10 protein-coding genes are annotated in these 15,725 nt (G+C 70.2%); 6 read left to right on the top strand and 4 right to left on the bottom strand.

What is annotated here, in order from left to right; all coding sequences use genetic code 11:
- The first annotated feature begins 129 nt into the window (after window positions 1-129).
- Window positions 130-510, top strand: coding sequence for a BlaI/MecI/CopY family transcriptional regulator (locus AVL59_RS29375; protein ID WP_067310359.1), 381 nt, complete (start codon window positions 130-132; stop codon window positions 508-510).
- Between the two features lie 139 nt (window positions 511-649).
- Here the strand turns inward: AVL59_RS29375 and AVL59_RS29380 are convergent, their stop codons facing one another.
- Window positions 650-1,561: a M56 family metallopeptidase gene (locus AVL59_RS29380; RefSeq protein WP_067310362.1), complete on the bottom strand. Its 912-nt coding sequence runs from the start codon at window positions 1,559-1,561 to the stop codon at window positions 650-652.
- A gap of 516 nt (window positions 1,562-2,077) precedes the next feature.
- On the opposite strand from AVL59_RS29380, the gene AVL59_RS29390 reads away from it, so the two are divergent.
- Window positions 2,078-3,682, top strand: coding sequence for a glycosyltransferase family 2 protein (locus AVL59_RS29390; protein ID WP_237281717.1), 1,605 nt, complete (start codon window positions 2,078-2,080; stop codon window positions 3,680-3,682).
- Between the two features lie 12 nt (window positions 3,683-3,694).
- Here AVL59_RS29390 and AVL59_RS29395 read toward each other — a convergent pair whose 3' ends face one another.
- From AVL59_RS29395 to AVL59_RS29405, 3 genes are all read right to left on the bottom strand, one after another.
- Entirely contained in the window at window positions 3,695-5,944 is a 2,250-nt protein-coding gene (locus AVL59_RS29395; protein WP_208870465.1) for a bifunctional glycosyltransferase/CDP-glycerol:glycerophosphate glycerophosphotransferase, read from the bottom strand.
- Between the two features lie 1,313 nt (window positions 5,945-7,257).
- Window positions 7,258-8,463 (bottom strand): COG4705 family protein, encoded by a 1,206-nt coding sequence (locus tag AVL59_RS29400; RefSeq protein ID WP_237281718.1) that lies wholly within the window; start codon window positions 8,461-8,463, stop codon window positions 7,258-7,260.
- A 1,043-nt stretch (window positions 8,464-9,506) separates the two neighbouring features.
- The gene (locus AVL59_RS29405) at window positions 9,507-10,823 is read right to left on the bottom strand and encodes a HAMP domain-containing sensor histidine kinase (protein ID WP_067310374.1); all 1,317 of its coding nucleotides are present in this window, start codon (window positions 10,821-10,823) and stop codon (window positions 9,507-9,509) included.
- Window positions 10,824-10,977: 154 nt separating this feature from the next.
- On the opposite strand from AVL59_RS29405, the gene AVL59_RS29410 reads away from it, so the two are divergent.
- From AVL59_RS29410 to AVL59_RS29425, 4 genes are all read left to right on the top strand, one after another.
- Window positions 10,978-11,610, top strand: coding sequence for a hypothetical protein (locus AVL59_RS29410; protein ID WP_067317922.1), 633 nt, complete (start codon window positions 10,978-10,980; stop codon window positions 11,608-11,610).
- On the top strand, window positions 11,610-12,329 hold the full coding sequence (locus AVL59_RS29415) for an ABC transporter ATP-binding protein (protein WP_067310376.1): 720 nt from the start codon (window positions 11,610-11,612) through the stop codon (window positions 12,327-12,329). The genes AVL59_RS29410 and AVL59_RS29415 overlap by 1 nt, the downstream gene beginning before the upstream one ends.
- Window positions 12,316-12,978, top strand: coding sequence for an ABC transporter ATP-binding protein (locus tag AVL59_RS29420; RefSeq protein ID WP_067310379.1), 663 nt, complete (start codon window positions 12,316-12,318; stop codon window positions 12,976-12,978). Before AVL59_RS29415 ends, AVL59_RS29420 begins: the two co-directional genes overlap by 14 nt.
- A gap of 67 nt (window positions 12,979-13,045) precedes the next feature.
- Window positions 13,046-15,697 (top strand): ABC transporter permease, encoded by a 2,652-nt coding sequence (locus AVL59_RS29425; RefSeq protein ID WP_067310383.1) that lies wholly within the window; start codon window positions 13,046-13,048, stop codon window positions 15,695-15,697.
- Window positions 15,698-15,725: the final 28 nt, after the last annotated feature.

Genomic DNA, 15,725 nt, shown 5'->3' on the forward strand with positions numbered 1-15,725 from the left:
AGCTCCGACTTCCTACAAATTGTAAGACTAACCCGTGCCCGGGCCGCGACGGGAGCACCTCTGGTCAAAGCCCCACGGCGCGTAGGATCGATCGTGGCGCGCGTACGGAAGGCACAGGAGGGTTCGGGCATGGCTCACGACAGCGGTGGCGAGCACGCCGACCGCCGGGCGAGCGGGGCTTTGGAGGCCGAGATCATGGCCGTGCTCTGGAGTGCCGGTATGCCGATGACGGCCGGTGCCGTCCAGGCTGCCCTCACACCTGGGCTCGCCTACAAGACCGTGCTCACCGTGTTGGGACGATTGCACACCAAGGGGATGCTCGAACGCGAGCGCGTCGGCAGGGCCCACGCGTATCACCCGCGCCAGGAAGCAGCCGAGGCTTCCGCCGAGCAGATGAAAACCGCACTGGACCGCGGCCACGACCGCACTGCCGTGCTGCAGCGCTTCATCGAGACTCTCGATCCCGCGGACGAGGCCGCACTGCGCGCCCTGCTCGGCCCGGGCGAGTGACACAACCGGCGAAGGAACGCCATGGTGCACGGCACAGGTGCCCCGCGTTCCGCAGACCCGGCAGCCGCCGTGGTTGGTCCAGCGCGCTGCATGCCCACGGAGCCGTGGACTCTCCTGGACCAGTGCGCCCCACTCGGCTTCAGAACAGATGGAGAACGTGCAGGCAACGGGAGAAATCCGAAGTCACCTCGGCGAAGGCCAACCCGGTCAGGGCAGTGACCGCCAGCGCGGGCGAGACCGCACCCCAGTGGCTGGTCGGACGTTCGGCCCGCATGGCGCCGACGCGCGCGGTCACCTTGTGCCTCAGATAGGCCAAGACGCCTTGTGGCTCACGCATTCGAGTCGCGTCGGCAATCGCCAGTGCGGCACGGGCCAGAGAACGGGCGGCGAGCAGGCGGCTGCCGGTCGACTGCGCGGCTTCCTCATCCGCCCAGCGTTCAATCTGGAAGGCGATGAGGTCGCGTATCGGCCGCAGCAGCGGGTTGCAGGCGGCCGCTGTCTCGGCGACCCCTGCGTAGAGGTGGTGTCGGTGCAGCAGATGGGCCCGTTCATGGGCGAGCAGCACTGCCTGTTCGTCGGCGGGCAAGGCACGCAGCATGGCGGAGGTCACGACGACTCGGCGTGATCGGCCGGGCAGCGCGTAAGCGTCCGGCCGGTCCGACTTGACCACGACCAGGTCACCGGCCGCCGGCTGTTTCCTCAGCGGGGCAAGCGCGCGCACCGCAGACCATCGGCGCCACATCACCGCGAGTGCCCGGACCAACGACACCGTGAGCAGTCCGGCCGCCAGCGCCCCCAGGACGTCGGGAACCGGGTCGTCGACGGCCAGAGCGACCGGGCTGCTGTGAGCCTGGTCCTGGAAGACGTCGGTGCGCCCCAGTCCGCCCACCGCGAGGGCGATCAGACCCCACACCATGGCGGCCGTCGCGATGAGACTCAGCAGGGTCAGGGCGCGTACCGCGGCAGCGGGAGCCAGTCGGCGCCCCAGCTGCGGACCGAGCATGGCCAGGGCGACCGAGGCCAGGAGAAGCAGGTAGACCGTGATGTGCACAGCGGCTCCGGTCGGCTTCAGGTCCGGACGCCGAGCGAGGCACGGAGCGCCGCATCCTGGAGCGCCCTCCGGCGAACGGCTCTCTGGTCGGCGTGCATCGGGAAGCGCACGGTGATCACCTCGCTGCCATTCCGTCGAGCGGCCGTCACCTGGGCCTCCGGCGCGTCCGCCGGATATCGAAACACCCTGCAGCTCGTGCGCGTGATCGCAGGGCTGCACGTGCTTGCAGTGCTCAACGCCCACTCCTTACATGCGGCGCTCCAGTAGAGCACGGTCAGTCACTCGTTCGACGTGTGTCAGGTAAGACCCGAGTTAGTTCTTCGACCTCGAACACTCGACGCGCCGAGCAACGGGTTGCCGACCATCGGCAGGCCCACGGCTCCGGTCACGCTCAGCGCTACTCTCTTGTCTCACTTAATGTAGGAGTTCATTGAGGTCTGCCCGTGCCGGGCCCTCTGCAGCATGGCCGGCAGGGGTGCCCGTGATGGCCGCACGAACGGGAGCACAGTGTCCAGCGTGAACCATGGGGTTGTGACGGTGGTGGTCATCACCTACAACGACGCGGAGCGAGTCTCAGAGGCGGTCGCCTCGGCTCTCGCTCAGGGCGATGCAGTCGGCGAGGTCGTGGTCGTCGACGACGCGTCCACCGACGGCACACCTCACCTGTTGGGACAGCTCGCGGCCGCCGACCCTCGGGTACGCGTCGTACGCCGCGCGAGCAATAGCGGCGGTTGCGGAACCCCGCGTAACGACGGCATCGGTGCGGCCCGCTTCCCATGGCTCGTCTTCCTCGACAGCGACGACGTGCTCCCGCCGAAGGCCGTGGACGCGCTGCTCACCGTCGCACTCCGGCATGACGCCGACGTGGCGGCGGGCCTGTGCGTACGGCGCGAGCTGCCCGGTGGACGTGAGATCCCCTGGCAGGAACAACTATTCACCGTCGAGTCGGCGCACGACGGGGTGACCCGGCGCCCGCAGACACTGTGGGACACGCTGTCCGTGAACAAGATCTACCGCCGGGAGTTCCTGCTCTCCCGGCGGATCCGTTTCCCCGACGGCGCGGCGCACTACGAGGACTTCGTCTTCACCGCGCGTGTCTACGCTGCCCGTCCGCGCCTCGCCGTCACCCCCGAGACCGTCTACATCTGGCATGTGCGCTACGGCACCGGCCGGGCCTCGATATCGCTGCGCCGAGACCGGATCCAGAACTGGCGGGACCGGATCACCGCCCATCGGCAAGTGCTGGAGATCATGCGGGACAGCGGCGAGAGGGATCTGCTGATCGCCGCGCAGACCAAGTTCCTCGAGTTCGATCTCGCCGTCTACCTGAACGAACTGCCTCAGCGTGCGCCGGAGTACCAGGACATCTGGTGGCGGATCTCCCGCGAGCATGTACGCGCCTTCGAGGAGGAGGCCGTATGCCGGGCCACACCCGCGGCGCGCTGGCGCACCGCGGTGCTGCTCGGACGCGAGCGGCAGGCCGCGGACCTTCGACGGCTGGCCGAGTTGGCGGCCGACCCGCCGCGGCTGACGCCACCGTACGCCGGTGACGTGCGGCGACCACTGTGGGACGCGGTGCGTTCCGCCCCCGACGGTCCGGACGAGATCGTGCTCGACGGTCTCGCCGACGCCCCGATCGCGCAGCTGCCGTTGTACGTCTCCGCGGACGTGAACGCAGGCCGTCGGCTCCGGCTCGAACTACGGCTGGCCGAGTTCTACGGCAGGACCGCGCACGTCGGCCCGGAGCGAGCGAGCATCGAGCTTCGCCATCGGATGACGGACGCGGCACACCGGTGTGAGGGGGTGTGGGAGACCGGGCCGGACGGAGAGGGCTGGCGTGCCGTCGTCACCGTCGACGCGGCGGCGCTCTGTGAACACGGCACGATCACCACATGGGACGCCTGGGTGACCCTGTCCTTCCGGGACGGTGAGCCGGTCACGCGGCCGCTGCGTGCCGGTTCAGGTCTGAGACGACTGGTGCGGGTAGGCCGACGAGGGCGGGTGCTGCTGCTCCAGCCGTACGCCACCACCGGTGGATGTCTCGCCGTACGCGTCGCTGACGGCCTTGTCGGAATGCGCGCCGTGGTCGCCGGGCGGCTCGCCCGCCACAAGCGGCGCTGACCCGCGACGGGTTCACCTGGCGGCGGACGTCCGGCCGCTCGGGGCGGCCGACTCTCCGGGCGCCGGCTCGCCCAGGAAGACGCTGCGTACGACGCGCTCGGCCGCGCGCCCGTCGTCGTAGGGGCAGAAGCGATCCCGGAACCGGGCGAGCCGCTCGGCCGCACTCGGCCTCGTGTGCTCGCCGCTGCGGAACACCTCGACGAGCCTTTCGTGCGTGGTGGCGACCGGGCCGGGCCCCTCGGCGAGGAGGTCGAAGTAGACCCCCCGTGAGCGCCGGTACGTCTCCCAGTCGGGCGCGTAGATCACGATCGGCCTGTCCAGGACGGCGTAGTCGAACATCACCGACGAGTAGTCGGTGATCAGAACATCGGCGGCGATGCACAGGTCTTCGATCGACGGGTGGGACGAGACGTCCACGACGCTCCGGGACGAGGAGATCCGCTGGATGTCGAAGTAGTGTGAGCGCACCAGCAGGACATGGTCGTCGCCGAGCTGATCGCCGAATCGCCGCACGTCCAAGACGGGCGCCGTCTCGTTCTGGTGGTCACGGTGGGTGGGCGCGTAGAGGACGGCGATCTGCCCGGGGGCGATGCCGAGTTCGCCCCGCACACGGTTCGCTCGGTCGAGCGACGCGTTGACCAGCCGGTCGACGCGCGGATACCCCGTCTCGAGCACCTCGTAACCGCCGGGGTAGACCCTGGTGAACACCTCGGTGGTGTGCGGGTTCGGCGAGACGAGGACGTCCCACCGACCGCACTGCTCCACCAGTCGGTCGAAGTTCATGTCGCGTGCGGCAGCAGGGTGGTCCCGCAGGTCGGTCCCCATCTTCTTCAGAGGGGTGCCGTGCTGTGTCTGCACCAGCACCGCGCCACGACGTTTGGGCAGTTCGTACGGGAAGTTGACGTTGTTGACCAGGTACTTGGCCCGTGCCATGGTGCGCAGGCAGCGGGGGGTCCCATCAACCACGTACTCGACCCCTGGCGGGATGGAAGCCGTCCTGTCCTTGGCGACGACCCACACTCCGCGGATGCCGGGCGCGAGTTCGCGGGCCTTCTCGAAGATGGCCGCGGGATTGCAGGCGTAGCCGCGGTTCCAGTAGGCGGCGTAGACAGCCAGCGTGTCGTCGGCGGGAAGCCGCAGACAGGCGCGGTAGTAGGCACGCCGCAGCGCCGTTGCCACAAGCCGGGGTGTCCGCCGAGCGGCGCCGCGCGCGCGGCCGAGGGTGGCACGCAGTGCGAGACGAAGCCGGTTCACCGGCTCCAGCGCCGCGTACGCGGGATAGGCCCCTCGCTCCACCAACCGGTACTGCAGGCCACGCAGCCCGGACGGATAGGAGTAATCACGCGGCCGGAACTGCTGGAAGTGCTCCGACGCCCGCCGGAAGAAGTCGCGTCGTAGGTTCCCCGGCACCAGGCCCGGAGTGGCGAGCACGGTCGTCGCGTGGCGCACGGTGCGGTCGAAGACCGCTCTGCGGAACGGCTCGGCTGTCCCGGCCTCGCGGTCGATGAATGCGAAGATCCGCTCGTACTGGCCGAAGAGGTCGAAGTGCTTCGGGCTGGAGGTGCTCGTGATCGCACCCTCACGCCCGCGCTGGTAGTGGTAGCAGACCCGGTCGAGCATGCTGAGTCGACGCGCTGCGAGCAGCGAGGGGTAGGTGACCGAAATGTCCTCGTAGTACCCGCGCCCGAATTCCAGGTCCAGGCCGAGCAGGAAGTCCCGGCGCAGCACCCTGCTCCACGCGGTCATGATCAGGTCCAGGGTGCCGGGCCGTTCCCCGAGCGTGAATGTCTCGGGAGCGTCCTGGAAGAGATGCGCACGCGCGTTGCGCTCCACCCTTCCGTCCGGGTTGACCAGAGCATGGTCGACGAGAAGCACGTCGGGACTGGTCTGTCGCAGCCGCTCGGCGACCGCGGCCAGCGCCCCGCATGTCAGCCGGTCGTCGCTGTCGACGAACCAGACGTAGTCGCCCTTGGCCCGGGCCAGGCCCTCAGTGCGCGCTTGGCCGAGCCCGACGTTCTCCGGCAGGTGCACCACGCGCATCCGAGGATCCCTGACCGCGTACTCATCGAGCAGGGCACCGCTGCCGTCGGGGGAACAGTCGTCCACGGCCACGACCTCGATGCCCCCGAAGGATTGCGACGCTCCCAGCAGGGAGTCCAGGCATTCCGGCAGAAACTCCTGCACCTGGTACACGGGCAGGACGACACTGATGAGCACCTCCTCCTCGGACGGCTGGGCGGCCGGGTTGTCATTCGTTGCCACACGTCCTCCAGGCAGTGTCGGTGTATGCCTTGCACGGTCGGACCTGGGACCGACCGACGCCCGGGCGGTTTCCCCCGCAAGTCCCGGGGAGGCCGCGGGATGCGCGTGCCGGACGGAACGTCGCGCCGACCGCACCGGCCCGATGCGATCCAGCGGCTCGCGTCGCCGGGTGCACGCATGCGCCGGAAAACGCGGCGGTCTCGAGCACAGAGTAGTCCTACAATGTGTAGGACTACCAGTGAGACCGGAGACCGGTGTGGCCAGTAGCCCACTGGGAGATACCCAGGAACGTGGTCACCGCGTCTGGAACCCACTCAAGACACCACCCGAAAGGGTGGCCGACCATGGCCACGGAACACCGAAGGCGGTCTTGCGCGACTTGGAGGAGCACGCGCCGGAAACGGCTGCCGACGATTGAATCGACTTGAATCGACTTCGATGACGACGCCAGGAACGGCGACGCCGTGCCAGTAGCGCTTCGTCGGGTTCTGACCTTGGTTCTGCTGGCGGTGAGTGGGCGGCCGCAGGTAGTACAGGTGCCCCCTCCAGCACCTCGGCAGGCCCTGAAGAAGGTCGAGGATCGGGTGGAGGACGGTCACGAGCCAGCGCCGACGGGCGGCTTCCGGCCGGGCCGGTGCCTCGTCGGACGGTGCGTGCGGGGAGTTCGTCATGATCGGTGTGAGTGCCTCGACCGTGGTGTCTGCCGTGCCGTTCACAGCGACAGATGTGTCACCAAGGATCGCCAGTGCGGCGTGAGCGATGCTCTCCGCCTCCACGCCGATGGCGTCTCGCGCCTACTGCGCCGGCAAGGCCGGGCCAGGAGAGCATTCTTTGGCGAGAAGACCACCGACGGACGACAGCTCTGTGGCCGTCTCGGCGTCCGCGCCTGTTGTTCCAGTGCCTCGGCGGCATCGGCGGACAGCCCGAGCATGCTGCCGCCGGCCTCCGTGAGGATCAGGGCACGGCTCAGGCCCGGCACTGGCTGTCCGCTTGAGATGGGCCGCGGTCTGCCGACCGTGATGCTTTCGGACGTCGGTCCAACCGGGCCATGACCGCATGATTCCCCTGCTGGCCACCACCTACGCCCCCGGTCAGCGGCCAACGCGGGTGGGGCCTCTCGATGCGGTCCCTCAACCCGGTGCGCCTCTGCCGCACAGCTACACCCGCTTAGGTGACGGCCGTTCGGCATCCGCGCTCAACCCCTTGGCCGGTCGGACAGCCACGGCTGTTGGCGATCCACGAGCCGAGTGAAGTCCGGGATGTTGACTGCCCCGACGCAGGGGATGTGTCGGGGCAGTCCTCATCGCGATTGGTCAGCCGAGAGAGGTGAGGAGCGTGTTGAGTGCCTTGACCTCGGTGGCCTTGTCGGGGTTCGGGGCGCGTAGTGCCTTCAGGACCTGGTCGATCTCGCTGTCGAGGAAGTGCCACGACTGCTCGCTCTTGGGCTCGAGGGTGGGCTGGTCGTCGTCCCAAGCGGTCTCGAGGTCCGTCACGCGGGTGGTCGCGGCCCGCTGATTGCCCGCATTGAGCTTTGCCCGGGTGTCAGCTGCGATCGTGCGGAACTTCGCGATCTCAGCCGGAGGGAACGGTGACGTCGCCTGCTCCGGGGTGAGATGGGCGGTTACCGGCGCGGGGGCGTCATCCTCGCCGGCCGCGGCCGCGTGGGGCCGGTGATGTGCCCAGACGAGCAGCGCCGCAGTCGCGACCGCTACAACGGCGTAGTAACCGAGCATGATCCGCTCACGCGCCGGGTTCGGTGCTGGTGCGGTATCGGTCAGCTCGTGGGTCTCGATGACATCGCTGCGGCCGAGCGTGAGGTACACGACCGTGGCGAGGATGGCGGCCAGGAAGACCATGCTGGTCACCGCGGTGCCGAGACCCAGGCCCCCGTCGCCACTGGGCGAGCCGAGCCAGTCGCCGAGGTTGGCACCGAGCGGGCGAGTGAGGATGTAGGCCAGCCAGAAGGAGAGCACCGCGTTGGCGCCGAGACGCCATGCGAGGACGATCGCGACGATCAACCCGAGAGGCAGGAGCACGGAGACGCCCGGGGTCCAGCCGGTCAGGTCCAGGGTCCAGTCGCCGGTGGCGGTGCCGAGGGCAAAAGTGACCAGCACCGCGAGCCAGTAGAAGAGTTCACGGGGACGGGTGGTGATGCTGTGGACCGACAGGGTCCGCTCGCGGGCGTACCAGATGCCGAAGACAACGGCGAGGACGCCGGCGAACACGCTACTGCTCAGCGCGAGGGGAACGCCCTGACTGTCGGTGAGGATGTCGGTGTAGAGAGTACCCGTCACACTCACTACCACGACGGTGAGCCAGTACACGAACGGGATGTAGCGTTTGGCGCCGAGCAGCAAGCCCAAGACGCCCGCCAGAACAGCGGTGAAGATCAATGCGGTATTGATCAGGCCGACACCGAGGTTCATGTTGATCCAGTCGGCGAAGCTCTCACCGACCGTGGTGCACAAGATCTTGATGATCCAAAACCAGGTCGTGACCTCGGGAACCTTGTTCAGCATCTGCCTGACAGGCGTCCGAACGCTCTCGGGCGTCGCCGCAGTTGTCATGTGATCCTCACACGTAACAGGCAGCAGCACGGGGCATCCCGCGCGACTGCGCAACGGTAACTGTCTACAAATGCGTAGACAGCGCAGCCTCAGATCCACAGGACGGCGGGATGACTTCGATTCCTCGTCAAGCCCGTTCCGACTGCGCTGCCGGGGCATCCTCCGTGACGTAGTCAGCGTCCCGGGAGCGGCTTCCGCTTTTGTTTTCCCCTCGGCCTGCGCGAGGATTCTGCACGCCTTGTCATGACCCGCGGGCGGTTCACCTTGTTACGCGGGATCTTGAGATTTTCCCTGTGCGACACAGAACACGCCTTCGCCGCGTGCTCCGCCCGGTAGAGAGGCGTCCGGAACGCGCTGGTGCATGCAATGAGATCCGCCGAGTCAGAGAGACTCGGTGACACAGTCACCAGCAGGCGAGCATATTAGCCGCCTCGGAAACGGTCAGACTAAGGGATGCGCGTTGCTAATTTGAGCCCGGGCTAACGGAGCCGGCCGGGATTCTGAGAAACTTTGAGCCGGAATTCAACGTGCGGAGCCTGCGAATTACTGGGCCCGAACCACCGTGTGGCCTCCCCACAGGAGCTCTCGTGCCACCCCCTCATCCAGTGCCGGAGAGGCGCCAGACGTTACATAGGTCCACTCGCGCCGCGCCGGCTGGGCCGCGCCATCGTGATCTCTTACGCCGCCGCCGTGCTCCTGCCTCGCCCCGGCCTGTGGCTACGTCACACGCATCCTCTGCCACCGGGGCCAGTCCTCCGCCTGCCGCTGTCTACCGCCACGTGCCTGCTGTCGTCGGCCCTGTTCTCGGCCGGTCTCCAGGTCCCCGTCTGTGAGCTGGGCCGCTTCCTGAGGCGCCCGAACGCACGGCGCGTGGGGCTTGCGCTGCGCCTGGCGAACCCGCGGCCGGTCACGGCCGCGAACCGCGTTGTACGGGCCCTGACGCGGCCTCCCCCGTGCGCCTCAGCGGGCTGAACGGGGGCGCGGGCCTGCAGCCTTCACGTCGTACCGTCCACGGCCTCGTCGCCGCGGATCGGGACGAGCAGGGTGAAGGTGGTCGGAGCGCTGCCGGTCCGGGCCAGGCGACCGCCGAGTCCGGCCGCCAGATCGCTCGCGAGGGCGAGGCCGATGCCCGCTCCCTGGCCACCGCCGCTGTGGCCGCGGTCGAACAACCGCGCTGCCGAGCCGTGCACCTCGCCCTCGTCGGTGACATCGAAGGCGAGTGCGTCGTTGAGGTCGCGTACGACCAGACGGACCGTGCCCTTGCCGTGGATGCGGGCATTGTCCAGCAGGATGTCGAGGATCTCCGTGACCGGCCCGCCGGGTACGCAGAGGTCCTCCGGCACGTCCCGGGCGAGGTGCTCGAAGCGGCGTCCGGCCTGCGCCAGCTGACCGTGCCAGCGTTCCTCCGTGGCCCGCAGCACCTGGCCCAGGGGCCGGTCGGCAGCCCTGGGCCTGAGCATCGCCCGGGACGTGGACAGGCGCAGGACCTCCTCCACCGTGTCGTGCAGTCGGCGGGTGGTGGTGAGGGCCTCGGCGAGGACCGGGCGCAGCCGGGCGTCGTCGTCCTGCTCCAGGCCGGACTCCAGCGTGAGCTGAAGGCCGGCCAGGGGTGTGCGCAGCTGGTGGGAGGCGTTGGCCGCGAAGTCCCTTTCGTGTCGCAGGAGTTCGGACAGGCTGTGCAGCATCTCATTGTGGGTGCGTGCGACCTGGTCGATCTCGGCGATGCTGCTGGGGGCCGCCCGCGCGCCCAGGTCTCCTTCAGCAACGGCCAGGCAGTGCCGGGAGAGACCCTCCAGCGGCGCGGCAAGGGTCCGTGCCTGGCGGCGGGCGACAAGGACGGCGACGGCCAGCGCAACTGCGGCCACGCCCAGCAGTGCGGCCCACGTCAGGAAGACCCGGTCGCGTACGGCGGCGGCCGGGGAGGACGCCCGAACGACTCCGATCACGTGCTCGGCATGCGAGACGGGCACCGCGACGACCAGGTCGCCACCCGACCGGGTCCGGACGACCTCACCTGCGACGGCCCCATGAACAGGGGCATCGGCGGTTGCGGGGCCACTGCCCGCGTGCAACCGCCCTTGCGGGTCGTACAGGCCGAGGCGCCCGCCGGGCGGGGGTGCGGGCAGCTCCACGGGGTCGCCGCTCCGGTAGTCCGGACTGACACGGACGGCGCCGGCCAGGGCGGCCCGTTCCAGGGTGTCGCGCTGGTCGGCGTACAGGGCGGAACGGACGGCCAGGGCCAGGGGGACGGCGAGGAGGACGACGGCGACCAGGGCGGCGACGACGGCGACTCGCACCACGCGCTGTCTCATGCCTTCATCATGCGACCCCACGTGCGGCCCCGACCACGCACGCCACACGTTTTGCCGTCGTCTAACCCTCGGCGAGCAGAGCGCTAACCGGCCCGCTCCTAGCGTCGACGGTACGACCGTCCGGTCCGAGGGCACCCCCTGGAGGGCAGTGGACATGGCAGCACACGTACGGACGTCCGCATGCGTGGGCCTGGCACTCGTCGCGGCGGTGACGGCAGGCTGTTCGGGATCCGGCTCGCCGACTTCCAAGAGCCCTCCCGCCCCGGGGGCGTCGTCGTCCTCGCAGGCGGCCGGCGCGCAGAACAACGCGGCGCCCACCGAGTCCAACCCGCCCGGTGACATCCCCGACAACCAGGTGTACGTCCCCTTCCACGGAACCGGTTTCACCGTGAAGGTCCCCGAGGGGTGGGCCCGGACCCAGCGGGACGGCACGACGGCCTTCACGGACAAGCTGAACACCGTACGGATCCAGACGGCCTCCGAACCGGCCGCGCCCACGGTCGCCTCCGTGACGAACACCGTGGTCCCGCGTCTGCGCACCCAGGTGCCGAAATTCGCCGTACCCAAGGTGTCCGAGGCGACCCGGCACACCGGCCGCGTCGTCCTGCTGACCTACCAGGGCGACTCGCCGAAGGACCCGGTCACCGGCAAGGTCGTGCGGGACGCCTTCGAACGGTACGCCTTCCACCGGTCGGGCCACGAAGTGGACGTGACCCTGTCCGGGCCGGTCAATGCCGACAACGTCGACCCGTGGCGGATCATCAGCGACTCCTTCACCTGGCGGTGATGGTCATGCCGGACGAGAGGATCCTCACCGCCCGTGAGCTCTACCGCTTCTACCGGGCCGACGAGGAGGAGACGCTCGCCCTGCGCGGGGTGTCCCTTCAGGTGCAGCGCGGCGAGACGCTGGCGGTGGTCGGGCCGTCCGGATCGGGCAAGTCGACCCTGCTGGCCTGTCTGGCCGGGCTCGACGAACCCTCAGGCGGTGAGGTACGCGTGGGCGGCCTGCGCATCAGCCACCGGCCGGAGACCGAACGGGCTCGGCTGCGGGCCCGGCACATCGGGGTACTGCTGCAAACCCGCAACCTGCTGCCCCACGTGAGCATCCGCGACAACATCCGCCTGGCCCAGCGGGCCACCGCGGGCAGACCCGCCGTCTCCGCCCAGGAGCTGCTCGGCCAGGTGGAACTCGCCGAACGGACCCACGCCCTGCCCCGGCAGCTGTCCGGCGGCGAACTGGCGCGCGCCGGATTGGCCGTCGCACTGGCCAACTCCCCCGACATCCTGCTCGCCGACGAACCGACCGGTGAACTCGACGGCGAGACGGAGCAGGTTGTCCTCACACTCCTGCGCAACCGGGCCGCCCAGGGCTGCGCAGTGCTGATCGTCACCCACAGCGCGGAGGCCGTGCGCGTCGCAGACCGCGTCATCGGCCTGGAAGACGGAAGGACAGTCGGTGCCGCGGTGGTGCCGGAGCGGCAGGAGGCCCCCGATGTCATCGGATGAGACGCTCGTCGTCTGCCGGGACGCGGCGCTCACCTTCGGCCAGGGCCCACAGGCGGTTGTGGCCGTGCACGGCGCCGACCTGGAGATCGGAGCCGGCGACCGGCTGGCCGTCGTCGGCCCCTCCGGATCGGGCAAGAGTTCGCTGCTCCACCTGCTGGCGGGGCTGGAACAGCCCACCAGCGGCACCGTCACCCGGGCCACATCACTCGGGCCGTACGGCATCGGTCTGGTCTTCCAGGGCGACAGCCTGATACCCGCCCTGAGCGTGGCCGAGAACACCGCCCTGCCCCTGGTCCTCGCCGACCGGTCCGAAGCCCGGGCGCGAGACGCCGCCCTCGCCGCGCTCGCCCTGGTGGACGCTGCCGACCTCGCCGACCGCCTGCCCGAGGAGATCTCCGGCGGCCAGGCCCAGCGCGTGGCCGCCGCCAGGGTCCTGGCCCAGGAGCCGCGCCTGATCCTCGCCGACGAGCCGACCGGCCGCCTCGACCACGCCACCGGCGCCCGGGTACTGGACGCCCTGCTCACGGCAGCCGACCACACCGGCGCGGCCTTGGTCGTCACCACCCACGACCCCGTCATCGCCGCACGCCTCACGGTCCGGCGCACCATGCGCGACGGCCGGCTGTTCGCACCCGAGGAGGTTCCGTGATCACCGCCCGGGAGCCGGGGCCGACCCGCCACCGCACCGGACATCTGCCGGCACCGGAGGAGGATTCATGATCACCGCCTGGGCCCGCGGTCTGGCCCGCCATCGCACCGGTCGTCTTCTGGCCGCCCTGACCGGGATCGCGCTCGCGGTCGCGCTCGTCGCCGCGCTCGGTTCCTTCCTCACCTCGTCGAAGGCGACCATGACCCAGCGTGCGCTGCGCTCGGTCGCCATCGACTGGCAGGTCCAGGTGCAGCCCGGCGCCGACCCGAACACCGTGCTCTCCCTCGTGCGCAGGACGACCGGCACCAGAGCCGCCCTCCCGGTCGGCTACGCCCGCACCGCCGGCTTCACCGCCCACGTGCAGGGCAGCACCCAGACCACCGGCCCCGGCATGGCGCTCGGCCTGCCCGACGGCTACCGCGGCCTGTTCCCCGACGCGGTCCGCCCCCTCTCCGGCTCCTCCAGCGGTGTCCTGCTGGCCCAGCAGACCGCCTCCAACCTGCACGCCGCCCCCGGCGACACCATCAGCGTCCAACTGCCCGGCGCCGGAACCCGTCAGGTGAAGGTCGACGGCGTGATCGACCTGCCCCAGGCCGACTCCCTCTTCCAGACGGTCGGCGCCCCCAGCCAGTCCCAGCCGACCGCGCCCCCCGACAACGTCGTCCTGCTGCCCGCCGCGCAATTCGCCGCCCTCACCCACGCCGCCACCGGTACGACCACCCAGATCCACGTCGCCCGCGACACCACGCGCCTGCCCTCCGACCCGGCCGCGGCCTACACCGCCGTCACCGGCGGCGCCCACAACCTGGAGGCCCGCTCCGCCGGCACCGCACTCGTCGGCGACAACGTCGGCGCCGCCCTCGACTCCGCCCGCCAGGACGCCCTGTACGCCCAGATCCTCTTCCTCTTCCTCGGGGTTCCCGGCGCGGTCCTGGCCGCCGCGCTGACCGTCGCGGTCGCCTCCGCCGGGGGCGAGCGGCGCCGTCAGGAGCAGGGGCTGCTGCGGCTGCGCGGCCTGCGCCCCGGCCAGATCACCGCCCTCGCCGGCCTGGAAGCGGCGCTCATCGGCCTGCTCGGCGGCCTGGCCGGACTGGGCATTGCCGCGCTCACCGGGCGCCTCGCCTTCGGCACCGCGTCTTTCGGGACGGGCGCCGGCACCTGGGCGGTCTGGTACGGCATCGCCTTCGTGCTCGGCGCCGCCGTGGCCACCGGCGCCGTCCTCATTCCCGCCCTGCGCGACCTGCAGACGGTGACCGTAGCCGAGACCCGCAAGGAATCCGGCATACGCAGCACCCGCAACCCCTGGTGGGCGCGCTACGGCCTGGACTTCGCCCTGCTGATCGGCTCCTGGCTGGTCTTCCGTGCCTCCTCCGGAAACCAGTACGCCCTGGTCCTCGCCCCGGAGGGCGTGCCCAGCATCTCCGTGTCGTACTGGGCCTTCCTCGGCCCCGCGCTGCTGTGGATCGGAGCCGCCCTGCTCCTGTGGCGCCTGACGCTGCTGGCCCTCGCCCACGGCCGCCCCGCCCTCGCCCGGCTGGCCCGCCCGCTGACCGGGAAACTCGCGGGCACCACGGCCGCCACCCTCGCGCGGCGCCGACGCCCGCTCGCCCGCTCGGTGGTGCTGCTCGCGCTCGCTGTGTCCTTCGCGGTATCCACGGCCGTCTTCAACGCCACCTACAAACAGCAGGCCGAGGTGGACGCCCGGCTGACCAACGGCGCCGACGTCACCGTCACCGAACCACCCGGCGCCCACATCCCACCCGGCGCGGCAGACTCACTGATGGTCTCCGGCGTCCGGCACGTCGAACCGCTCCAGCACCGCTTCGCCTACGTCGGCTCGGACCTCCAGGACCTCTACGGCGTCAGCCCCGGCACCATCGCACGGGCAACTTCCCTCCAGGACGCCTACTTCTCCGGCGGCACCGCCCAGCAGCTCATGCGGCAGCTCACCGAGCGGCCCGACAACCTGCTGGTCAGCGCCGAGACCGTCAACGACTTCCAGCTCTCCCTCGGCGACACCCTCAATCTGCGCATCCAGGACGCCCGCACCAAGGCCCTGCGCACGGTCCCCTTCCACTACGCCGGCATCGTCAAGGAGTTCCCCACCGCCCCCAAGGACAGCTTCTTCGTCGCCAACGCCTCCTACATCGCCAAGGCGACCGGCAGTGACGCGGTGGGCGTGTTCCTCCTCGACACCGGCGGCAGCCACCAGCAGCACATCGCCGCCCAGCTGCGGGCGAAGCTCGGCACCAGCGCCACGGTCACCGACCTCACCCAGACCCGGGGCACCGTCGGCACCAGCCTGACCTCCGTCGATCTGGCCGGCCTCACCCGTATCGAGCTGGCCTTCGCCGTCCTGCTCGCGACCGGGGCCGGCGGACTCGTCCTCGCCCTCGGGCTCGCCGAACGCCGCCGCACCTTCGCCATCGCCACCGTCCTCGGCGCCCGGACCCGGCAGCTGCGCGGCATGGTCCTCACCGAGGCCCTGATCCTGGCCGTGGCAGGCCTCGCCGGAGGCGCGCTGATCGGCTGGGCCCTCTCCGAGATGCTGGTCAAGGTCCTCACCGGCGTCTTCGACCCGCCGCCGGCCGCCTTGGCCGTGCCCGGCGCCTACCTGGCCCTGACCGCGCTGGCCGCCCTGGCCGCCGTACTGGCCGCTGCCCTGAACGGAATCCGCCGCGCCCGGCGCCCCGCTGTCGAGGAACTGCGCGACCTGTGAGCCAGCGCGCGACAAGTTACGTGTCTAC

Origin of the sequence: Streptomyces griseochromogenes, assembly GCF_001542625.1 — a bacterium.
Taxonomy (GTDB): Bacteria; Actinomycetota; Actinomycetes; order Streptomycetales; family Streptomycetaceae; genus Streptomyces; species Streptomyces griseochromogenes.

Bases quoted from the DNA above. Each gene is read 5' to 3' on its own strand.
- AVL59_RS29375 (WP_067310359.1), top strand. From the start codon at position 130: ATGGCTCACGACAGCGGTGGCGAGCACGCCGACCGCCGGGCGAGCGGG.
- AVL59_RS29425 (WP_067310383.1), top strand. From the start codon at position 13,046: ATGATCACCGCCTGGGCCCGCGGTCTGGCCCGCCATCGCACCGGTCGT.
- AVL59_RS29415 (WP_067310376.1), top strand. From the start codon at position 11,610: ATGGTCATGCCGGACGAGAGGATCCTCACCGCCCGTGAGCTCTACCGC.
- AVL59_RS29405 (WP_067310374.1), bottom strand. From the start codon at position 10,823: ATGAGACAGCGCGTGGTGCGAGTCGCCGTCGTCGCCGCCCTGGTCGCC.
- AVL59_RS29410 (WP_067317922.1), top strand. From the start codon at position 10,978: ATGGCAGCACACGTACGGACGTCCGCATGCGTGGGCCTGGCACTCGTC.
- AVL59_RS29400 (WP_237281718.1), bottom strand. From the start codon at position 8,463: ATGCTGAACAAGGTTCCCGAGGTCACGACCTGGTTTTGGATCATCAAG.
- AVL59_RS29420 (WP_067310379.1), top strand. From the start codon at position 12,316: ATGTCATCGGATGAGACGCTCGTCGTCTGCCGGGACGCGGCGCTCACC.